This window comes from Rossellomorea sp. GQ25 (assembly GCF_059758515.1).
The window spans coordinates 88602-109146 of the sequence record NZ_JCAXEQ010000005.1 but is presented as its reverse complement, the minus strand read 5'-3'; the positions used below and the strand labels follow the sequence as shown (position 1 = coordinate 109146).

Here is a 20545-nt window from a genome sequence, read left to right as displayed (position 1 = left end):
TACCTAACCCGTACCATATACAAGGATGGTTATCATTTCATAAGAGACATTCGTCTGAAGATTTGCTAGTATTATTACGACTATATACAATTCAAGATAAGAAGGAGGGTGTATATGATGTCTGAAGTAACTCAAGATCAATCAAAAGAAAGAGATAAACAAGAAAAAGAAATGTATGATGAAGACCTTCTCATTAGAGCCCTTCAAGAAGAAGATCTGGATTTATTTCGCTCAGAATTCGTCCATTTACACTCTTATGACCAAGCAAAGTTCTTTTCGAAAATAGATGAAGGTTTACGAAGCCACCTGTATCATTATCTGTCTCCGGAAGAGATGGCGGAGCTTTTTGAAAGTCTGGATATAGATGAAGAGGACTATCAGGATATATTAGCCGAGATGAATCCTACATATGCTGCTGAAATGCTATCGAATATGTATGCCGATGACGCGGTGGATGTCTTAAATGAACTGGATAAGGACCAGGTAGTTAGTTATTTAACGATCATGGATGATGAATCAGCTAAAGAAATTAAAGAATTATTGCATTATGAAGAATACACAGCCGGTAGTATCATGACTACTGAGTTTGTCTCCATATCCAAGAATCAGACCGTCCGATCGGCCATGTATATATTGAAAAACGAAGCCCCTAATGCTGAAACGATTTACTACATTTATGTAGTGGATGATGATAAAAAGCTCGTCGGGGTTATCTCCCTAAGGGATCTCATCATCAGCCATGATGATGTGATGATAGGCGAAATCATGAGTGATCGTGTCATGTCTGTAGGCGTCAGCGAAGATCAGGAGGCAGTCGCGAGACAAATGAAAGATTATGACTTCCTTGCTTTGCCTGTTGTTGATTTCCAACATCACTTACTGGGGATCATTACCGTAGATGACATTATGGACGTTATGGAAGAAGAAGCATCTGATGACTATTCAAAGTTAGCTGGTATCGCCGATTTGGATTCCATCGACCGAAGTCCATTTAATGCAGCGAAGAAGCGTCTTCCATGGCTGATTGCATTACTATTTTTAGGAATGTTCACCGCAAGCCTTATCGGGAGATTTGAAGACACGTTAGATAAAGTAGCGATTCTTGCCGTATTTATCCCCTTGATCGCCGGAATGGCAGGTAATACGGGAACCCAGGCCCTTGCCGTTGCCGTTAGAGGGATTGCGACCGGTGACCTGGAAAAGGAAAACAAGATGTCCCTTGTCATCCGTGAAGCGGGAACCGGACTTATAACTGGTACTACATGCGGGATAGTCGTCAGCATCGTGGTCTATGTATGGAAAGGGGAATTCTTCCTGGGGGTTCTCGTTGGGATCTCCGTGTTGGTCTCATTATTTGTTGCAACGCTCGCTGGTACATTAGTACCGTTACTTATGCACAAACTAAAAGTGGACCCAGCTGTCGCTTCTGGTCCTTTTATTACGACGATAAATGATATTATCAGTATTTTAATTTATTTTGGCTTAGCGACATTGTTTATGAATCACTTAATATAGAGAGAAGAGAGAGGGGGAGGTATAGATGGAACAGCATGCGTCCGTTGCATCATTAGTTATTGTCATTCTTGTAGCTTTTTTAACTCCCATATTGCTGCATAAATTCAAATTGAATTTTATCCCTGTAGTCATCGCTGAAATCATTATGGGATTAATAATAGGTAAGAGCGGATTTAATATCGTTCACCAGGACATGTGGTTGGAAACACTGTCTACACTTGGATTTATTTTCCTAATGTTCTTAAGTGGACTGGAAATTGATTTCACTGCTTTTTCAGGAGGAAAGAAGAAAAAAGAACGGTTACCGAATGGAAAAGAAGAACCGAACCGTCTGAAGGTAGCGACTATTATATTTATCGGGATATTCTTTGTTTCACTTGGCCTGTCTTATTTGTTCGTCTTATTCGGGCTGATTGATAATGCATTCTTAATGACCCTTATTATCTCCACCATTTCACTTGGTGTTGTGGTTCCTACACTTAAGGAAGCACATATCATGAAAAGCGCCATCGGGCAGATCATCCTGCTTGTGGCGGTTATTGCAGACCTTGTGACTATGATATTACTGGCTGTATTCGTGTCACTATACGGTGAAGGTCATGGAAACATGTGGCTTCTCCTCATCCTGTTCGGTGTTGGAGTACTCTTATATTTCCTGGCAAAGAGGTTGAAGAACAATTCCTTCATCAAGAGCTTGTCGACAGGTACCGTTCAAATCGGCACACGAGCTGTCTTTACATTGATCATTCTACTTGTAGCTGTATCTGAAACCGTTGGGGCTGAAAACATTCTAGGTGCATTCCTTGCAGGTGTACTGGTTTCATTATTGGCACCTAATCAAGAAATGGTTCATAAGCTTGATTCCTTTGGTTATGGATTCTTAATCCCGATCTTCTTCGTGATGGTAGGGGTTGAATTGGATCTTGGCTCACTGCTCAGTGATAAAAAGATGCTGCTGTTGATTCCATTACTTCTGCTTGCGTTCCTAGTTTCGAAAATCATCCCGGTTTACTTATTAAAGTATTGGTATGATACGAAAACTACGATTGCATCAGCATTTTTACTTACATCAACATTATCTCTGGTCATTGCGGCTGCGAAAATCGCAGAGAGAATGGAAATTATCACAGCACAAATGAGTGGTACCCTTATATTAGTAGCCGTGATTACGTGTATTATTACACCAATATTCTTCAAAAAGCTCTTCCCAAGGGAAAGTGCAAAAGAGAAAAAGCTCAAGATTACGTTCCTGGGAGCGAATCAACTTACGATGCCGGTTTCAAGGGAGCTTCATTCATCCCTTTATGAACCAGTCTTGTATCATACAAAACAAGATAAGTCTGATCGCAATATTGCTGATTCTCTGTTTACCATCAATGAAATTGATAATTACGAGTTAGGTACGCTCGAAGAGAACAACATCTTTGAATCAGACATTATTGTGATCTCAACGGGTGATGAAGAAATCAATGCAACACTTGCCGTTACCGCTAAAGAATATGGCGTGAATCGTGTCATTGTAAGGGTTGAGAGTCCTGACTTACATGAGACTCTGCGAGAACAGGATATTGAAGTTTATTCCGTGTTCCTGTCAACGAAAGCCTTACTGCGTGCACTTATTGAGTCACCGTCTGTCATGAATATCCTTACGAACCAAGAGACATCGCTATATGAGATTCGCATGCTGAACAGTCAATTTGAAGGCATGACCCTTCGGAAATTTCCGTTTACAGGAGATGTTATCTTTGTTCGGATCTTTAGAGGGAAAGATTCCATTGTTCCTCACGGAGATACAGAACTCCACATGAACGACCGCTTGATCGTCACCGGTTCAAAAGAATATGTAGATGAACTTAAACGCGAGCTTGAATTCTGTGAGTACTGCTAAGAAATAATCAACTTCCCAAGAAATTTTTCTTGGGAAGTTTTATTTATTAAAGGAGTTTAAGTTCTAATCTCTAATAACTAAAAAAAGGTGTTTTTAACAAAAGTCTGCTTGGTCTCTATCCATTAGTGTGTGCTGGATGGTGAGGGGAACTGCTCCGCTTGCAGCTAGCGTTCGGCCGAGCCTCCTCAGCTTAGCCGAACGGGGTCTCGGCACGTCCAAAATCCGCAGGTGTCTACGCAGTTCCCCTCACCATCTTCACGCGAATTTTCGTGACAGAGCTACAAGGTGTCCAAAACAACTTAACTAGAAAACAGAATTCTTCTTCCTCAAAAGGAAATCATCTTAGAAAGCGGTTGTTTGCTAATAGATTTTGTTTTTATTTATTTCTTTTAAAAAATGACTGAAAACTGATTTTTGAGCTATCATAATGTTTTGTGTTTGTTTATCTATACTTATAGGCAGTAAGAATGTAATAGCACAGAGTGGATTGTAGCGGAAGGCACTTGACTCCTGCGGGAAATAGAGGAAAGGTCGAGATCCCACAAAAAGCAACGGTCCCTGTTTTCACATACCACTCAAAATAAATTCATTTCTTTGGAAGTTATTCACCGCCCGCCCTGCAGAAAGCGAGCATCCTGTAGCGGAAGTCAACTACTACTTTCTTCTGTAAAATAGCCACAATGTTTACGAAAAGAGACTTTTTTAAAAAGGAGTTTTCATTCTTACCGCTAATAACTAATAAAAGAGAAGATTGATTGGGAGGCTAAAAGCATGTGGGAAACTAGAGTAATGGAAATCAGAGATAAGGTGAAAGAAAGCTTTGGAGATTTGTCTGTTGTGAAGTTGAATGAGAAGCCTTCACCTGAGGAATGGAGCATAGCGCAAATAGTACTCCATTTGGCCGGGGCTGAAAAAAGGTTTCTAACATTGGCTCTCGATTCAGCGGAGAACCAAAACGGCACATATGAAAAGCCGGTCGATTTATCCGTATTTGACGATTCAACCAAGAAATTAAAGGCACCAATCGAACCGCCTTCCGAACCTAAAAATAAAGAGGATTTAGTTCAAGCCTTAGATGAATCCCGTTCTCTCACTAAACACTTTCTAAAACTTTATACTAAAGAGAGCCTGAAAAACCAATCCATGAACCATCACCGCTTTGGGGATATGCCGATATGGCAAGTACTGGAGCTTCTCGGTAAACATGAACAGAGGCATATCGTTCAAATTGAAGAGGTCAAAAGGAGAATCCTGTAGGAATTCTTCTTTCCTTTTGCATTGGATTACTGTAGAATTAGTAGCAGGTACTAATAACATGTATAAATAGGAGGATTACAATGACTCTTTCATTAAAAGGTAAAACATATGTCGTTATGGGAGTTGCGAATAAACGCAGTATAGCATGGGGAATTGCCCGTTCCTTACATCAATCAGGTGCACGTTTGATTTTTACATATGCAGGCGAGCGTTTTGAAAAAGGGGTTAGAGATCTTGCCGGGACATTAGAAGGTGGAGAAGATTCATTAGTGCTGCCTTGTGATGTAACAAGTGATGAAGACATCGAAAAATGCTTTGCAACGATTAAGGAAGAAGTCGGAGTGATTCACGGACTTGCCCACTGTATCGCTTTTGCCAATAAAGAAGAGTTGGCTGGTGATTACATGAACACAACAAGAGACGGGTTCCTTCTGGCCCACAATATCAGCTCATACTCCTTGACAGCAGTTGCTAAAGTAGCGAAGGATCTTATGACTGAAGGTGGAAGTATCGTTTCCATGACATACCTTGGTGGTGAGAGAGTGATGCAAAACTACAACGTAATGGGTGTAGCAAAAGCATCTCTTGAAGCGAGTGTGAAATATCTTGCCAGCGATCTTGGAAAGCACGGCATTCGTGTGAACGCGATTTCTGCAGGACCGATCCGCACCCTGTCTGCTAAAGGTGTAGGTGACTTCAACAGCATACTGAAAGAAATCGAAGAGCGTGCTCCGCTCCGCCGCAATACAACACAAGAAGAAGTCGGTGATACGGCTGTATTCCTTTTTAGTGATTATTCAAGAGGGATTACAGGTGAGAACCTGCATGTAGACTCCGGTTATCATGTATTAGGTTAAAATATAGACATACGGAACCCTGGTTGCAGAAATTTTACTGTAGCCGGGGTTCTTTTGTTATGTAGAGATAGTATTTATCTATAGCTAATAAGAAACTCATAAGCGGTTCCTGCATACATATAAATGTAGAATGTAAGGAGGGATAGGATTGAATAGACAGAAAAAGCCACTATTATATATACATCAACCCAGATTGAATGATGTGAAAAGCAGTATGCAGGAAGTCTATAGAGGATCGTCAAGTATCGTTCAACCAAAAAAAGAAGAAAGAAACACCCAGCCGATAGAAATGAAAAGGAAAAGCGTTGAGTTATTTGAAGCTGCTCCATTAGGGAGGTTAAAGCAGCCTGAGTATCACACGATTGTAAAAAGAGAAACTCAAGAGGTTCGGCCCATTATAAAAGAGACTCCTAATAGTGAAGAACCAAATCAAGGTGAATTAGGACTGGAACACGCACATGACGGTTACTTTAAACCACTTACTCCATTTAAAGACCTGGATCTGGATGGGAAAATTGAGTATATGCAGCAGAGTATAATGGGGAGAGCCCCATTTCCATGTGCGTTTCAAACAGAAGAAGGGGTGTATCGTGGTGTACTAACCAGTGCAGATGGCGCATCAATTGATATTAAAACGTTTCAAGGTGAAGAAATCACTTTAAAACGAAATTCAATAAAGGCGATCAAAATCATTGGATTGAAATAAAAGAAGCCAGCCGGAATTTCCGACTGGCTTTTTATTCTCGTTGCTGATTAGTCACAAACTCCTTCTACTCTTACATCATCGATACATTGGATAGCGCAGAAGCAATCTAGATCAACTGTGATACAATCTCCAGTCAATTCGTAAATGAAGTTATTGTTTAACCCCATTAATTCGTCTTCTGATTCTACGTCTTCACCTGTAACATGAACTTTCTTCAATACTTGAAGTGTAGCACAGCAGTCGTCAAATACATTCTTCACACGGAAGTAAGGTGTTTTCCAGCAATAATGTTTAGGGTGAACCTTGAATAGGTCTCCTTTTTTATTATAAAGTTTGAAAACACGAGTATTTGGTGCATTTCCAACTGGACTTACCAAAGATCCTAATGGCTCAAGAAAACAATCATTTTTACAATCAAAACAGTCTTGATCTGCTGCATCTTGAACATCTTTAATAGCGCGAACAGCAAGGCATACACAACCGCGGTCTCTTGCACCTGCAATGTCATCTTTTCTGTAATTACCGCAACCCATAAGAATTTTCCTCCTTAAATAATTTTCACTACACTAATAACATATTGTAGAAGAGGAAATTGGGTAACGGACAAATGCCCCTTTTGACTAAATTGGGCGGGATATAGTTTATAAAAGGAGTGGGAATATGGAGATATTTGACATAATTATATTGGGTATTGCCGTGTTTAGAATGACTCACCTCATCGTATTTGATAAAATAACGGAATTCTTAAGGTCTCCTTTTTTTGATGAAGTATCTGAAATGTCAGTAGATGGGGAGGAAGAAATCTTCCTTTTACCCAAAAAAGGTGGAATAAAAGGGTTTATAGGGGAACTATTATCGTGTTATTGGTGTACAGGTATGTGGGTTGCTATATTCCTATATGGAGGAAATATTTTTTTTCCTCAATTTTTCATCCCGATTATCACAGTATTGGCAGTTGCTGGAGTTGCTTCCATATTAGAGGCGGCTGTCCAAAGTTGGATAAGAGAGTAACTCATTAGGTAATTAGTGGAAACAAGCTTACACTATCGCACATATAATGGTCGTAAAGGCAATGGTAAAAGGAGGCGATCATTATGAAGAATACTTCTACAAATACCAAGAAATCAACGAATTCTCCCATTAAGAAAAAAGGTTGCGGTTGTGGATCAAAAGTGAAGAAAAGATAGACTGCTCAAAATGGGCAGTTTTTTTTTTCATAAAATCTGACTTTATGAAAAAAATAAAACATGAGTACAAATAAAAGAGGGATATGTCATGAACAAAAAACGAATCATCGTTCCACTTACGATACTTGTCTTAATTGGCTGCGCCAATAAGCAAGATGGAAACGACAGCAAAATTGCGCTGATGAAGAAAACCGATCCGCCACCCATTGAGTTAGTGGACAATCCTGAAACAGACAGCTATGGACATGCCATTAAGAGGGAAATTTCAAAAATGAAAGAGCTTTATGACGTAGCGGTCATTCAAGGAAAAGAAGAAACGCTTGTGGTATATAAAGTGAAGCACCTGCAAAGATTTCATATGAAGAAGATCGAAAAAAAGATGGACCGTTATTTAGAAGATAAATATCCGGATGAAGACTTTATATTGTCCAGTGATTACAAGATATTTCTTGAAACCATCCGTTTAAAGGAAGAACTTAAGAGGGGTTCGATTTCTAAGAAAGATGCGGAAAAGAAGTTCCAGGATATTGTGGAGCTTCAAAAGGAAAAGACGTAGGAGGAATGTTTTGTGGGGAAATCACCAAAAACGCCCGAACAGAAAAAATACGAACAGTTGGAAAAACAATATGAAACAAAGAGGCCACTACTTAAAAATGTACTAAAGGCTTTCTTTGTGGGGGGATTCTTCTGCTTAATCGGTCAGGTTTTTACGTATATATTTATTTATTTCTTTGATTTCACTGAGCAGACGGCAGGAAATCCAACCGTTGCGACTATGGTTTTTATATCAATGCTTCTTACGGGCTTTGGCGTTTATGATCATATCGGTCAGTTTGCAGGTGCAGGTAGTGCAGTCCCTGTAACAGGATTTGGTAACTCTGTTATTGCAGCTGCCATTGAGCATAAAACGGAAGGGTATGTCTTAGGGGTTGGCGGTAATATGTTCAAGCTTGCAGGTTCGGTTATTGTATTCGGAGTGTTTTCAGCCTTTGTCGTTGCATTAATCAAGACAATCTTAATTCAATTGGGGGTGATTTAATGCTTAATGGTTCAAGGTCATGGGTATTTCCTACACATCCGGCCATCCTGTCTACCGGTGTCGTTGGCGGTCCATTTGAAAAAAAAGGGAACTTAGCTTCCGACTTTGATCAGTTTTATGATGACCTGTGGATGGGACAGGACACATATGAAAAAGCCAATCGAACTCTCATTGAAGATGCTGTTCAGATTGCGTTGGAAAAACAGTCTCTCCAAAAAAGCGATGTACAGTTTTTCCTAACGGGGGATCTTATTAATCAAATTACCCCATCAAGCTTTGCTGCCAGAACCAATGGAATCCCATACTTCGGTTTATTCGGAGCATGCTCAACGTCGATGGAGGGTTTGGCGTTATCTGCATTTTTGGTTAATTATCATGGGGCTCAGCATGTGGTGACAGGGGCATCCAGCCATAATGCAGCAACTGAGAAACAATTCCGGTACCCGACTGAATATGGCGGTCAGAAGCCTCCAACAGCTCAGTGGACTGTAACAGGTGCAGGTTATGCAGTAATAGGAGAAGGGAAGTCTGTTACAGCCCCTACACCGAGAGTTACCTCTGCAACCATCGGCAAGGTGGTGGATATGGGATTGAAGGATCCTTTTAACATGGGAGGAGCCATGGCACCGGCTGCTGCTGATACGATTGCAGGTCATTTTCAAGATTTGGGGAGAGATCCTTCTTACTACGATTTGATCATCACAGGTGATCTGGCTAAGATCGGCAGGCAGACAGCTGTTGAAATGCTGAAAGAAAAAGGATACAACTTCTCGGATCATCAGTTTAAAGATTGTGGATTACTGATTTATGGAGACAATCAGCCGGTTCAATCCGGAGCCAGTGGTCCCGGCTGTTCAGCTACAGTCCTTTACGGTCACCTATTAAATGAAATGAAAAAAGGAACATATAAACGCATCTTAGTTGTAGCGACGGGAGCCTTGTTATCACCATTGACTTTTCAGCAAGGGGAAACAATACCCTGTATTGCTCATGCGGTTTCCATTGAATATATGTAAAGGAAAGGAGGAAACGAAGTGTTAGCGATGTTTTTTTGGGCTTTTACAATAGGCGGGATTATTTGTGTGATTGGTCAATTACTGTTTGATGTTGCTAAATTAACTCCAGCCCATACCCTAAGCTTACTAGTAGTGGCAGGAGCGGTTTTTTCGGGATTTGGATTGTATGAACCTCTCATTGATTTTGCCGGTGCAGGAGCGACCATTCCCATCACAAGTTTCGGTAACGCCCTGGTCAATGGTGCCATGCAGGAATCACAGGAGCATGGGGTAGTGGGAGTCCTTACCGGGATGTTTGAAGTGACTAGCTCAGGGATATCCTCCGCGATCATATTCGGTTTCATTGGGGCACTCCTTTTCAAACCAAAAGGATGAGAGGTGAAAATCGATGCCTGAATACTTAGAGGTGGCGTTACGCAGTATATTTATCTTACTTTCCTTATTTGCAATAACCAAGTTACTGGGGAAAAAACAGCTATCTAAATTGTCTTTTTTTGAGTACATTACAGGAATCACAGTTGGAAGCATTGCAGGGACACTTTCGATGGATCTGGGTCTTCCTTTAAGTGAAGGACTGATGAGCATCTTTTTATGGTTTACCTTTCCACTCCTTTTCTCCTATCTTTCTCTTAAGAGCGTTCGATTTAGACGATTTGCTGAGGGAAAACCGACTGTTTTTATAAAGGATGGAAATATTGATGAGAAGGCTTTAAAGAAAGAACAGTATTCCGTTGATGAACTGCTGGAACAATTGAGAAAGAAAGACGTTTTCAGAGCTGCAGATGTGGAGTTCGCGTCACTGGACACCAACGGAGATCTAAGTGTTTTGCTCAAAAGAGAAAAAAGGCCGCTTGTTCGAGAAGATATATATAAAATCTCACAAAAGTCCACCCCTCCACAGGCAGTCATTTCAGATGGGGAAATAGATGAAGTAGCTCTGCAAGAAGTAGGATTTCCCCTACCCTGGTTACAAAAAGAGCTAGCCAAGAGACAATTGCAAGTTGAATCCATTTTCCTTGCCCAACTCGACTGCGAAGGAAACCTGACCTTCGATCTGTACAATTGGACAAACACACAATAAATTCCTCGAAAGCCCATACGTATTGTTCTCTCTATACATATGTTATAAGAGACTAAAGGTAAAAGAGAGGTGATACTAAAATGCCTTATGGATATGGTTACGGCGGCTGTGGTTATGGCGGAGGCGGTTATGGATCAACTTTTGTATTAATCGTTGTGCTTTTCATTCTTTTAATTATCGTTGGAGCTAGCTTCTGTTAGAAAGGGGTACAAAAGGCAGAATCCTCATTTGAGAGATTTTGTCTTTTTGTTTTGCTCTTTTCGCAAAGTTTCTGGCTATCTTAAGAAGAAAGTAGTAGTAGATTTCGGCTACAGGATGCTCGCTTTCCGCGGGGCGGGCGGTGAGCCTCCTAGTAGCTGCGCTCCTGCGGGGTCTCACCTGTCCCGCCTCTCCCGCAGGAGTCGAGCTCATTCCGTTCAATCAACTTTTTAAGCATGAATTTTTATTATAGAATCAAAATAAACCAACAATATTTAAAAAATATCCTCTTCTAAAGAGAGATATGTTCGATTTCCTTAAAAATAATTTCTTTAAGATGGTTTTTGTCCCCTTTTAAGCTCTGTCACGCTAAATTCTTATAGATGGTGAGGGGAACTGCGTAGACTCCGGCGGATTTTGGTCGTGCCGAGACCCCGTTCGGCTAAGCTGAGGAGGCTTGGCCGAACGCTAGCTGCAAGCGAAGCAGTTACTCTCACCATCCAGCACACACTAATGGACAGAGCCCAAGCAGACCTTTTGTTACAAAACAACAATCTTTGCGAAAAGAAGCCTTTTGTTTTATTTGGGAAGTTGGCAACTTTGAGGGTACTACAGCGGGGAATGTGTTAAGGCAATGGGTTAGGTTCAACGAATAAATCACTCCAAGCTTCAAATTTAGTAATTCATAATCACGCTCCTGTTTTTTTTACATATGATGCTTATAGTTAAAAGGAGGCGTGAAGGAAATGAATAATAACTTTTTTAAGAATTTAGAGAAGAAGACAGGCGTAAACATGAACGAAGTGTTAGAGCTTGCGAACTCATTACAAAATGCAAACTTCAAAGATGAAGCAACCGTTAGAAGCGTCATTAAACGCGTATCTAAAATTGCCAATAAACCCGTAAACAAGGAAATGGAAAATAAGATTGTGCAGTCGATTGTGAATGATGGAAAGCAATTAGACTTTGGAACCATCTCCAATATGTTAAACAAGGGGAAGAAATAAAAGTTAGAAATAAAATGAAGGAGAATGGACATAAAGGTGCGTGCCAACACGTATTTTATGTTAATTCTCCTATTTATATTTTGACTGCGGTGTAGGAGTGGTCAGATTACTCATCCAGGCATGATACATATTTCCACAAAGTCTGAACAGACCATAGGATCGATAAAGCCTAAATAAAGTTTAATGTTCAACCCTATATGGGTAACTAATACCAAGGAGGTAATGAAAATGGGATACATTGCTCCAATACCCCACCATCAGTATAAACAGTATCAGGAACGAGAATTAAAAGTTGAAAAACATCCGTTTGCCTTTCTACCCGTCCAACCTGTAAAGCCCATGAAAAATAAAACTCAAGCACATACTGAAGAAGCAGAAACATCTTATCATGTAATTCAATCCAATCAACGAAAAACTTCATACCAAGCTCTCTCTAAACCATCCATCCCAACAACCTTATTAGCCCAATTAACAGGAAAAGGAAAGCACTTTAACGAATATGTATAAAGAAGTTTGAGGGGCTTTTTTTTAGGCAGTTTGAAAAAACCCAAAAGGAGCATTCCTTATGGGTTTTTTTAATTAACTGCTGATATATGGCCCCGGACATATTTGGAGGTAATCACTTGAAACTACAAAACCTTGCCGAGCATTGCTATGCATTTACAGGCAGCGTAACCATTGGCTACTGCATCAAAGAAGGAAAGGGTCTTCTTATTGACAGTGGTTTGGACGATTCTGCCATGAAGAAAGTGATCAAAATCTTATCCAATGAAGGACGGCCCTTGGATTATTGTGTCATCACCCACGCCCACGCCGATCATTTTGGAGGAGCTCACTTCCTGAAGAAAAAACAAGGGACTCCATTGTTTGCACCAAAACTAGAAAAAGCGATCATGGAGAATTCGATCCTGGAACCGATTTATCTATTCAATGGAGCTAACCCCATAAATGATTTGAGAAATAAGTTTCTTGAAGGACAATCAGTGGTCATTGATGATGAGTTGAAGATTGGTGAAAATAGCATTGGTCCTTTCACTTTTGAAGCAATTGATTTACCGGGTCATTCGTATGGTCAGGTAGGTTTGCTGGTTGATGATGTTTTATATGCAGCGGACAGTTATTTTGGCAGGGATACGTTGGAAAAGCATATCATTCCGTTTATCATTGACGCGGATCAAACACTGGATTCATTAGAAAAACTCCTTCACATACCATGCAAAGGAGCGATTCCGGGACACGGGGACTATGAAGAAAACTTTGTTAAAACAGTTCAGGAGAATATCGATCTTCATAAAGAACGTATGAATTCTCTTCTAACACTAGTAAATGATAGTAAAGAAGGCTTTTCTTTTGAAAAGTTCATAAAAGAGTATTTGAATTTACACAAAATAACTGTATCAAATGTGGGGCAATGGCTTTTGTTCAGAACATCGGTAACAGCTTATCTTACCAGTCTTGAACGAAAGAAACTCTTATCGTTCACGATTAGAAATAATGAACTCATCATTAAGCCCCATTAATAACCTTGTACTAAAAGGCTTTCTCCTTCTTCCCATTCAGCATACAAAACGTCCTTGGAGGAGAGGAAGCCTTGTTTTTTTATTTCGCTTAAAAGCCAATCCTCTCTTTGTTCGGCCAGCTTTAAATTATCGTAAACGATTTCTCCATCCACAATTAAAGAAAGCGGGAGAGAAGCATTTTTTGCCGGTATATTAAGGTCTTGACGCTGTACGATTTCATAAAGCGGTTTTCTAATGACACTCAGCGTACCGTCAGACTCCAAAAGGGCAAATTCACATTCCCTTACTGAGAAAATATCTTTGGCACGAAGTAGATGCTGCAGTTGATTCAGATCTAAGTGATTTCTCTTAAGCTCATCGAAGTTGATCTTCCCTTTATTAATGACTAAGGCAGGCGTACCTTCCAGCAAATGGCGAAACCGTCGGGATTTCTGGGTGAAAAACTCTGTGAAAAAGATCAAACTCCCCCAGATAAAAATGGCAAAAAGGATTGGAAGCACAGTGATCTTTCCATCATAAAGGGAGTTACCTACAAGTTCACCAAGAATTAATGCTGAAATGAAATCAAAGGCAGATATTTGAGTGATTTGAGTTTTACCAAGTATTTTTGTAAGAATCAATAAGGCAAAATATCCTACGATTAACTCGATGGCAATCGATGTGATTCCCATAAGGATCCCCCTTCCCATACATTTTCCCATTATCGACGAGTTGATATGGTAATATACTTCTTAATATGATTTGCCAGAAGCAAAAAAAGGAAGAAGTAATTAAGCAGTTATGCTTAATTACTTCTTCCTTTTAAATATCCTTCTTCATGGTTTTATGAGGGATTCCTGCGTCCAGAAATTCATCCGATGTAACTTTGTAACCTAAGCCTTCATAAAAAGGGATGGCATAGGTTTGGGCATTTAATTTCAATTGGGATAAGTGCTCCTGCTTCGCATATTTTTCAATGGCAAGCATGATTTCACGCCCTGCTCCTTTTCCCCTGACGGATTCTAAAACGCATATTCTTTCAACTTTCCCCATTCCATCAAGAATACGGAAACGGCCTGCACCTACAACGTGTGTTTGGTCGTAAAGGACAAAATGAGTGGAATCGTTTTCGAATTCATCGATTTCTTCTTCAAGTGGAACCTTTTGTTCTTCCACAAACACTGTCTTTCTTATGTTGAATACCTCTTGGATCTGATCTTCTGTTTTTGCAACTTCGACCTTCAACTTTACTCTTCCTTTCCTAAACGGAAGGTTTCGTAAACTGTCCAAGAGCCGTTTTCTAATTGATACAACAAGTGGAATCGGTCAATGGTTTCTTCATGATCGATTCCCAGCATACGAAGAGATCCAAAAATATCCGAGTGCTCATCATTTGAAAGCTTTTGAGCAACAGTAATGTGAGGAACGAAAGCGAATTCCGGCTCGTCACCCATGAAGTTTTGACTATGCATGTCATCGTGTAACCCTTGCAGTTCAGGAGTGGAGTTCACCTTGAAATAGATTACATTGTTCACAGGCTGAAAAGAACTTACTTTGTACACTTTTAGATTGAAGGGATCGTATTTCTTTGAAATAGCAGCTAATTTATTAGCTATATCTTTGATTTGATCATCATCTGCACTAAAGACATTCTTTAATGTCAAATGTGGTGGAACCAATGCATAATGAGGATCATAACGTTTCCTATAAGAGTTTGCGATATCTTGCAGCTTTTTCGATGGGAAAATGACTATACCATAATTCATTTTCTTCAATCCTCCTCTATTTAACTATCTTTGTATTATGTATAGTATAGCAAATTTTTCAAAAATTTAATATAGGGCGAACGGATAGGATCTCCTTTTATCAAGTGATGCCGACAGGTCCCTGTATTCATTTAGAGAGAGGCAAGGGTGGTCCCTTGCCAAGTAGGGGTTTAGTTAAACATCATCTTCAAAGCACGTCTCAAATCCGGTTGCCAATGTTTCCACGTATGATCTCCGTCGAACTCATCATAAAAGGAAGAGAATCCTTTTTGATCGAATATTTCGTGAAGCTTACGGTTTGGCTTTAAGAAGTCTTTTACTTTGCCGTCCGTTGTTTTCACCTCTGTTTCCTGTTTACCAATGATATGGTAAATGCTTAACAGGTGAGGTTGTGAGAAGTTTTCTACGGCTTCCAACACTTTCTCGTTGACCAAAGGTGACTGCAGGAGAACCTTGCCAAATGTATTTGGATATTTTAATGCAGTCATCAATGAAACTGTCGCTCCTAATGAATCACCAACCAGGGCACGTCCCATTCCCATATGATAAGTTGGGTAATGCTCGTCCAGATACGGGACCAATTCATGTGCTAAAAAGCGAATGTAAGCATCATTTTCTTCACCATGTGGATGGTATTTTCTTCTCCGGTCCTCAACATTTTTATATGGGACTCCCACGATAATCATGTTTTCTATTTCTCTATTTTCGAGAAGTTCATCAGCCAGGCGAGGTATTCTTCCTAGCTGGAAATAATCCTTACCATCTTGGGTGATCAGTAGTGAATATTTATAGAGGGGAGAAAAAGTAGCTGGCAGGTATACGAGCATCTTAATCTCTTCATTCAGTTCTTTACTAAAGAGGTTTAATTCGGTTACAGCTCCTCTTGCGGTTGTCATGACGATAGCCTCCTATAATCAGTGTTAACGTTTACAGAAAGATTGTATCATATTCTCCTCGATAATTCCCTAAAGCGGATTGCAATACGAAAATTCAAAAGAATGGTATAATTCAAGTAAGTTTATGGACTGTCCAGAAAGGGGTATCTCAATGAATAAACCTGTACATTCAAGGGATGTAACAAAAGCTGCATTACAGAGGCTGAAAGATAGAGGAGTATCAATAGAAGATATTGCTGAAATCGTCTATGAAATGCAGTATCCATATAATCATGAGTTAAATATGGAAGATTGTATCGACAGTGTGAAGAAAGTATTATTAAAAAGAGAGATTCAGCATGCGATACTAGTAGGGGTAGAACTGGATCAGCTTGCTGAAGAGAAGAAGCTTTCCGAACCACTTCAATCGATTGTAGAATCAGATGAAGGGTTGTTTGGAGTAGATGAGACCATTGCTTTAGGTGCAGCATTAGGATATGGGAGTATCGCTGTTACTACCTTTGGTCATCTTGATAAAAATAAGATCGGTATCATCCGTGACCTGGATACGAAGAACGGGAAGGGTGTTCATACCTTTTTAGATGATATCGTGGCAAGTATTGCGGCCAATGCTTCTTCGAGAATTGCACATAGCTTACGGGACCGTGAAGAGAATATTTCAGAAGAAGATAAGATGAAATTTGAGGATGAGGAATTAATAGGCTAGATCATTTCCTGATATATAACAGATGGACTGGAGAGGAGTAATTCCTCTTCAGTCTTTTTATAGTGGACAAACATGCGTCGGGGAAGAAAATGGAACGGGGAAATGTAACCGCTTTATACATTCTGTATACATTTGTAAAATAATTGACATGACATGAACAAGCCACACAACAGATTTCAATCAAAGTGTATTGGATGTAGAAAGGGTTTTTTATAAAAATTGTTAAAATTTTATGTATTTGATTTGACAAGATTGTTACAGACTGTGTTACAATTATTTCGGTAAAGTAGAAATTTAATAGGGGGAATTAGAATATGAAAAAACGCAGTTTTTATCTAAGCACTGCACTACTTCTAGTTCTATCTGTCATTCTTGCTGCATGTGGCGGCGGATCAGGCGGAGGATCATCTGAGGGTGAAGGTAACAAAGAGGTTGACTTCATTGGAATTGCTACAGGTGGAACAGGGGGTACATATTACCCGTTAGGCGGAACATTTGCTAAAATCATTCAAGATGAAACAGGAATTAAAGCATCTGCTTCAACATCTGGTGCATCTGCGGAAAATATGGCATCTATTAAAGATGGAAAAACTGAAATCGCTTTTACACAAACAGATATCGCTTCTTATGCATCTGAAGGAACAGAAATGTTCAGCGATAACAAGGTAGAAAATGCACGTGGAATTGCTACTCTTTATCCTGAAACGATTCAAATCGTTACAACAAAGGATTCAGGTATCAAGTCCGTTGAAGATCTGAAAGGTAAAGTTGTTTCTGTCGGTGAAGCAGGATCTGGAACATTATTGAACGCGAAACAAATCCTTGAGGTACACGGCATTGCGTTAGAAGATTTAGAAGCTCGTAATTTATCATTTGATGATTCAACCACTGGTATCCAGGATGGTACAATCGATGCGGCGTTCATTACTTCAGGTACTCCAACCGGAGCAGTTGAAGGATTGGCCGCAACGGAAGATATCACTATCGTACCGGTTGAATCCGGTAAAATCAGTGAGCTGATCGAGAAATATCCATATTACTCTGAGGATGAAATTCCTTCAGGGACTTACAGTAAAGTCGATGAGGCAGTTACAACCGTTGCGGTTCGTGCAATGTTAGTAACAAATGCTGATATTTCCGAAGATGTAATCTATGATGTTACAAAAGCCATTTTTGAAAATACAGATTCAATCACTCATGCCAAAGGTGAGTTAATCAAAGCTGAAGATGGACTAAAGGGTATGGGGATTGAATTACATCCTGGTGCGAAGAAATACTTTGATGAAAAAGGCGTTTCAATGGAATAGATCCACACCAGCAGATGGACGAAGGGATAGGCCGCGTAAAACGGTCTATTCTTTTGTTTTGGTATAGGCTATAAAAATGTTAAGTAAAGCAGTAATAAATGGAATGGTGGGGAATTTGTTATGAAGAAAATTTCATTCATAGGAACAATTCTCATTATTCTTGTTCTTTTATTCATCAACTTTATTCCCTTTCAAACATATCTGGTAATCGAACCGAGGAGTACTGAGGGAGATCCTGTCCTTTTCAGACTACCTGAAGATCATACATTTTCGGTTCGCTACACTCATTCTATTCATCTCTCAGAAGTAGAAGAGTTTTATCGTCAATCTACAAACCAAATTCAACAGACAAAGATGCTTTATGAGGATACTGCAATTGGTATGCCTGCGAATGCAGAAGGAAATGAAACCTTCGAGATGACAGAAGAAGGAAAATACTTCATTTCAAATATGAATAAAGTATTTCCATACATTGATATTCGCATCGGACAAGTGGTAGCCAATCATCGACTCGTATTGGATGGGAAAGTCTATCCTTTAGCTGACTATTTCGATAAAGGGTCTGTCGTTCGAATGCAATTAAAGAAACAAACACTATATGATCAGTGGAAAGGAGTGACCGTTGTTGGAAAAAGATAAAGAATTCGAATCATTAACCTCCGAACAACAACAAGAATTATTAGAAAAATATGATCCTGAATCATCTACGAGAAAGCTACACCATGGACTTTTTAAATGGGTGATTTTCTATGGTCTCTTAGCATTTTCATTATTTCAATTAGTCGCATCGATCTTTCAATTTATCCCTAGACAATTACTATTATCTATTCATTTAGGATTTGCTTTGTCACTTGTCTTTCTTCTGTTTCCTGCTAGAAAAAAGAATCTACGAAAAGATAAAGTCGCATGGTATGACGTCGTTCTATCTGTCATATCTGTAGGAATTGGTGCATACTGGCCGATTATGCAAGATGACATCGTTAGCAGAGTCGGTATAATGACATCACTTGATTTTTATGTTGGTTTTGCTGCGATGATCTTAGTATTGGAGGCAACCCGTCGTGCAGTCGGTTTACCCATCACGATTATCGCCTCTACTTTCATTCTCTATATGTATTATGGTCGATTGATGCCTGGATTCCTTGCGCACAGGGGATATGACTGGGACGATATCGTTAAGACGATGTTCTTTACAAGTGAAGGGATTCTTGGAACGCCACTCTATGTTTCAGCAACCTTCATCTTCCTATTCCTATTATTCGGGGCCTTCCTCGTTAAAACAGGCGTAGGGCAATATTTCAATGATTTAGCTGTGGCCATTGCCGGTAAACGCACTGGTGGTCCTGCTAAGGTTGCAATCTTCTCGAGTGCCCTGCAAGGAACGATCAGCGGAAGTTCCGTTGCAAACGTTGTAACATCTGGTTCCTTTACGATTCCAATGATGAAAAAGCTTGGCTATCGTAAAGAGTTTGCAGGTGGAGTAGAGGCAGCAGCTTCAACGGGTGGTCAGTTAATGCCGCCAATCATGGGAGCTGCAGCATTCTTAATGGTTGAATTCATCGGTGGAATCTCTTACTGGGATATCGCAAAGGCTGCCACCATTCCAGCTCTTTTGTATTTTACAGGAATTTGGATTATGACTCATTTTGAAGCGAAGCGAATCGGACTTCGCGGTCTTTCAGACGATGAAATGCCGAATCGTAAAGAAGTTTTAAAGAAAATTTACTTATTAATGCCGATTCTTACAGTCATTATTTTATTAGTCAGCGGTATGAGTGTTATGCGAGCAGCACTTTGGTCAATTGTTGCTACGATTGTGATTAGCGCGATTCGAAAAGAGACAAGGATTGGCTTTAAAGATGCAGTCGACGCACTCGTAGACGGTGCACGTACTGCACTTTCCGTAGCTGTAGCAACTGCGGCTGCAGGGATGATTGTCGGTGTAGTGACAAAAACGGGATTAGGGCTGACACTTGCGAATGGTTTAGTTGACCTTGCTGCTGATCTAACAAATTCATCAGAAGGTAAATTAATCCTGACCCTGGTGTTTACGATGATTGCATCTATTGTATTAGGTATGGGATCACCGACAACGGCCAACTACGTAATCACGTCCACAATCGCGGCACCTGCGATTATCCTGTTAGGTGCACCTGAGTTAGCAGCTCACTTATTTGTCTTTTACTTTGGTATCATTGCAGATATCACACCACCAGTGGCTCTTGCAGCATTTGCCGCCGCCGGGGTGTCAGGGGGGGAGCCGATACGGACCGGGGTCAATTCTGCTAAATTAGCGATTGCTGCCTTTATTATTCCGTATATGTTCGTCCTGTCTCCTGAGTTGCTGATGATTGATACAACAATCCCGAGATTATTATGGGTTGTCTTTACGGCAATAACCGGAATGATGGCCATAGGGGCTGGGATGATTGGGTATTGGTACAGAAGAGTATATGTGATTGAACGTTTCCTTTGTGTAGCAGCCGGTTTAATGCTGATCTATCCAGAGGGGAGCACAGACATCATTGGTTTAGTGTTATTTGGTGTCATGCTTGCGTTACAATTCTTCATTAAAAGAGAAGACAAAACACCAAAAAAAGCAACAGCATAAACAAACAAA

At 40.1% G+C, this 20545-nt stretch carries 24 protein-coding genes; 19 read left to right on the top strand and 5 right to left on the bottom strand.

What is annotated here, in order from left to right; translation table 11 throughout:
• Nucleotides 1–171: 171 nt before the first annotated feature.
• The 5 genes from mgtE to AC6CIB_RS16185 all read left to right on the top strand — a co-directional run bounded on the left by mgtE (nt 172) and on the right by AC6CIB_RS16185 (nt 6223).
• Entirely contained in the window at nt 172–1515 is a 1344-nt protein-coding gene (mgtE, locus tag AC6CIB_RS16205) for a magnesium transporter (RefSeq protein ID WP_498282873.1), read from the top strand.
• A 25-nt stretch (nt 1516–1540) separates the two neighbouring features.
• A complete protein-coding gene (locus AC6CIB_RS16200) occupies nt 1541–3403 on the top strand; it encodes a monovalent cation:proton antiporter family protein (RefSeq protein ID WP_498282378.1) in 1863 nt (620 codons plus the stop codon).
• Nucleotides 3404–4174: 771 nt separating this feature from the next.
• Nucleotides 4175–4660, top strand: a complete 486-nt coding sequence (locus AC6CIB_RS16195) for a DinB family protein (protein ID WP_498282376.1) — start codon at nt 4175–4177, stop codon at nt 4658–4660.
• 80 nt (nt 4661–4740) lie between these two features.
• Nucleotides 4741–5517, top strand: coding sequence for an enoyl-ACP reductase FabI (fabI, locus tag AC6CIB_RS16190; protein ID WP_113969974.1), 777 nt, complete (start codon nt 4741–4743; stop codon nt 5515–5517).
• 148 nt (nt 5518–5665) lie between these two features.
• A complete protein-coding gene (locus AC6CIB_RS16185) occupies nt 5666–6223 on the top strand; it encodes a CotO family spore coat protein (protein ID WP_498282374.1) in 558 nt (185 codons plus the stop codon).
• A 47-nt stretch (nt 6224–6270) separates the two neighbouring features.
• Here AC6CIB_RS16185 and AC6CIB_RS16180 read toward each other — a convergent pair whose 3' ends face one another.
• A complete protein-coding gene (locus AC6CIB_RS16180; protein ID WP_148968484.1) occupies nt 6271–6756 on the bottom strand; it encodes a CotY/CotZ family spore coat protein in 486 nt (161 codons plus the stop codon).
• 127 nt (nt 6757–6883) lie between these two features.
• Here AC6CIB_RS16180 and AC6CIB_RS16175 point away from each other — a divergent pair, with 127 nt between their 5' ends.
• The 10 genes from AC6CIB_RS16175 to AC6CIB_RS16130 all read left to right on the top strand — a co-directional run bounded on the left by AC6CIB_RS16175 (nt 6884) and on the right by AC6CIB_RS16130 (nt 13271).
• Nucleotides 6884–7234: a DUF1360 domain-containing protein gene (locus AC6CIB_RS16175; RefSeq protein WP_498282372.1), complete on the top strand. Its 351-nt coding sequence runs from the start codon at nt 6884–6886 to the stop codon at nt 7232–7234.
• 264 nt (nt 7235–7498) lie between these two features.
• The gene (locus tag AC6CIB_RS16170) at nt 7499–7966 is read left to right on the top strand and encodes a sporulation protein (RefSeq protein WP_498282370.1); all 468 of its coding nucleotides are present in this window, start codon (nt 7499–7501) and stop codon (nt 7964–7966) included.
• A gap of 12 nt (nt 7967–7978) precedes the next feature.
• Nucleotides 7979–8449: a stage V sporulation protein AC gene (gene spoVAC, locus AC6CIB_RS16165; protein WP_498282368.1), complete on the top strand. Its 471-nt coding sequence runs from the start codon at nt 7979–7981 to the stop codon at nt 8447–8449.
• Nucleotides 8449–9465, top strand: coding sequence for a stage V sporulation protein AD (spoVAD, locus tag AC6CIB_RS16160; protein WP_498282366.1), 1017 nt, complete (start codon nt 8449–8451; stop codon nt 9463–9465). The genes spoVAC and spoVAD overlap by 1 nt, the downstream gene beginning before the upstream one ends.
• A gap of 18 nt (nt 9466–9483) precedes the next feature.
• Nucleotides 9484–9840, top strand: a complete 357-nt coding sequence (gene spoVAE, locus AC6CIB_RS16155) for a stage V sporulation protein AE (RefSeq protein WP_498282364.1) — start codon at nt 9484–9486, stop codon at nt 9838–9840.
• A gap of 13 nt (nt 9841–9853) precedes the next feature.
• Nucleotides 9854–10546: a DUF421 domain-containing protein gene (locus tag AC6CIB_RS16150; RefSeq protein WP_498282362.1), complete on the top strand. Its 693-nt coding sequence runs from the start codon at nt 9854–9856 to the stop codon at nt 10544–10546.
• Between the two features lie 80 nt (nt 10547–10626).
• Nucleotides 10627–10746 (top strand): YjcZ family sporulation protein, encoded by a 120-nt coding sequence (locus tag AC6CIB_RS16145; protein WP_498282360.1) that lies wholly within the window; start codon nt 10627–10629, stop codon nt 10744–10746.
• 744 nt (nt 10747–11490) lie between these two features.
• Nucleotides 11491–11751 (top strand): sporulation-specific transcription regulator SpoVIF, encoded by a 261-nt coding sequence (gene spoVIF, locus AC6CIB_RS16140; protein ID WP_113970022.1) that lies wholly within the window; start codon nt 11491–11493, stop codon nt 11749–11751.
• Nucleotides 11752–11979: 228 nt separating this feature from the next.
• Complete coding sequence (locus AC6CIB_RS16135; protein WP_498282358.1) at nt 11980–12258, top strand: hypothetical protein; 279 nt, start codon at nt 11980–11982, stop codon at nt 12256–12258.
• Nucleotides 12259–12374: 116 nt separating this feature from the next.
• Nucleotides 12375–13271 (top strand): MBL fold metallo-hydrolase, encoded by an 897-nt coding sequence (locus AC6CIB_RS16130; protein ID WP_498282356.1) that lies wholly within the window; start codon nt 12375–12377, stop codon nt 13269–13271.
• Here the strand turns inward: AC6CIB_RS16130 and AC6CIB_RS16125 are convergent.
• The 4 genes from AC6CIB_RS16125 to AC6CIB_RS16110 form a co-directional block, all read right to left on the bottom strand.
• Complete coding sequence (locus tag AC6CIB_RS16125) at nt 13268–13942, bottom strand: DUF421 domain-containing protein (RefSeq protein WP_498282354.1); 675 nt, start codon at nt 13940–13942, stop codon at nt 13268–13270. The two genes, AC6CIB_RS16130 and AC6CIB_RS16125, sit on opposite strands and share 4 nt — an antisense overlap.
• Nucleotides 13943–14072: 130 nt before the next feature.
• Nucleotides 14073–14495 carry a GNAT family N-acetyltransferase gene (locus tag AC6CIB_RS16120; RefSeq protein WP_498282352.1) on the bottom strand — a complete coding sequence of 141 codons (423 nt, stop codon included), beginning with the start codon at nt 14493–14495 and terminating at the stop codon, nt 14073–14075.
• Between the two features lie 2 nt (nt 14496–14497).
• A complete protein-coding gene (locus AC6CIB_RS16115) occupies nt 14498–15016 on the bottom strand; it encodes a YjcG family protein (protein ID WP_299740333.1) in 519 nt (172 codons plus the stop codon).
• Nucleotides 15017–15186: 170 nt separating this feature from the next.
• The gene (locus tag AC6CIB_RS16110) at nt 15187–15912 is read right to left on the bottom strand and encodes an alpha/beta hydrolase (RefSeq protein ID WP_498282350.1); all 726 of its coding nucleotides are present in this window, start codon (nt 15910–15912) and stop codon (nt 15187–15189) included.
• A gap of 151 nt (nt 15913–16063) precedes the next feature.
• Between AC6CIB_RS16110 and AC6CIB_RS16105 the strand changes: the two genes are divergently transcribed.
• The 4 genes from AC6CIB_RS16105 (at nt 16064) to AC6CIB_RS16090 (ending at nt 20536) form a co-directional block, all read left to right on the top strand.
• Entirely contained in the window at nt 16064–16618 is a 555-nt protein-coding gene (locus tag AC6CIB_RS16105) for a phosphatidylglycerophosphatase A family protein (RefSeq protein WP_113969989.1), read from the top strand.
• 314 nt (nt 16619–16932) lie between these two features.
• Nucleotides 16933–17925: a TAXI family TRAP transporter solute-binding subunit gene (locus tag AC6CIB_RS16100; RefSeq protein ID WP_498282348.1), complete on the top strand. Its 993-nt coding sequence runs from the start codon at nt 16933–16935 to the stop codon at nt 17923–17925.
• 120 nt (nt 17926–18045) lie between these two features.
• Complete coding sequence (locus AC6CIB_RS16095; protein WP_498282346.1) at nt 18046–18564, top strand: DUF1850 domain-containing protein; 519 nt, start codon at nt 18046–18048, stop codon at nt 18562–18564.
• A complete protein-coding gene (locus AC6CIB_RS16090) occupies nt 18551–20536 on the top strand; it encodes a TRAP transporter permease (RefSeq protein WP_498282344.1) in 1986 nt (661 codons plus the stop codon). Before AC6CIB_RS16095 ends, AC6CIB_RS16090 begins: the two co-directional genes overlap by 14 nt.
• The last annotated feature ends 9 nt before the right edge of the window (nt 20537–20545 follow it).

Bases quoted from the DNA above. Each gene is read 5' to 3' on its own strand.
- AC6CIB_RS16115 (WP_299740333.1), bottom strand. From the start codon at position 15,016: ATGAATTATGGTATAGTCATTTTCCCATCGAAAAAGCTGCAAGATATC.
- AC6CIB_RS16145 (WP_498282360.1), top strand. From the start codon at position 10,627: ATGCCTTATGGATATGGTTACGGCGGCTGTGGTTATGGCGGAGGCGGT.
- AC6CIB_RS16180 (WP_148968484.1), bottom strand. From the start codon at position 6,756: ATGGGTTGCGGTAATTACAGAAAAGATGACATTGCAGGTGCAAGAGAC.
- AC6CIB_RS16095 (WP_498282346.1), top strand. From the start codon at position 18,046: ATGAAGAAAATTTCATTCATAGGAACAATTCTCATTATTCTTGTTCTT.
- mgtE (WP_498282873.1), top strand. From the start codon at position 172: ATGTATGATGAAGACCTTCTCATTAGAGCCCTTCAAGAAGAAGATCTG.
- spoVAD (WP_498282366.1), top strand. From the start codon at position 8,449: ATGCTTAATGGTTCAAGGTCATGGGTATTTCCTACACATCCGGCCATC.
- fabI (WP_113969974.1), top strand. From the start codon at position 4,741: ATGACTCTTTCATTAAAAGGTAAAACATATGTCGTTATGGGAGTTGCG.
- AC6CIB_RS16110 (WP_498282350.1), bottom strand. From the start codon at position 15,912: ATGACAACCGCAAGAGGAGCTGTAACCGAATTAAACCTCTTTAGTAAA.
- AC6CIB_RS16150 (WP_498282362.1), top strand. From the start codon at position 9,854: ATGCCTGAATACTTAGAGGTGGCGTTACGCAGTATATTTATCTTACTT.
- AC6CIB_RS16135 (WP_498282358.1), top strand. From the start codon at position 11,980: ATGGGATACATTGCTCCAATACCCCACCATCAGTATAAACAGTATCAG.
- AC6CIB_RS16125 (WP_498282354.1), bottom strand. From the start codon at position 13,942: ATGGGAATCACATCGATTGCCATCGAGTTAATCGTAGGATATTTTGCC.
- AC6CIB_RS16170 (WP_498282370.1), top strand. From the start codon at position 7,499: ATGAACAAAAAACGAATCATCGTTCCACTTACGATACTTGTCTTAATT.
- AC6CIB_RS16195 (WP_498282376.1), top strand. From the start codon at position 4,175: ATGTGGGAAACTAGAGTAATGGAAATCAGAGATAAGGTGAAAGAAAGC.
- AC6CIB_RS16200 (WP_498282378.1), top strand. From the start codon at position 1,541: ATGGAACAGCATGCGTCCGTTGCATCATTAGTTATTGTCATTCTTGTA.
- spoVIF (WP_113970022.1), top strand. From the start codon at position 11,491: ATGAATAATAACTTTTTTAAGAATTTAGAGAAGAAGACAGGCGTAAAC.
- AC6CIB_RS16175 (WP_498282372.1), top strand. From the start codon at position 6,884: ATGGAGATATTTGACATAATTATATTGGGTATTGCCGTGTTTAGAATG.
- AC6CIB_RS16100 (WP_498282348.1), top strand. From the start codon at position 16,933: ATGAAAAAACGCAGTTTTTATCTAAGCACTGCACTACTTCTAGTTCTA.
- AC6CIB_RS16105 (WP_113969989.1), top strand. From the start codon at position 16,064: ATGAATAAACCTGTACATTCAAGGGATGTAACAAAAGCTGCATTACAG.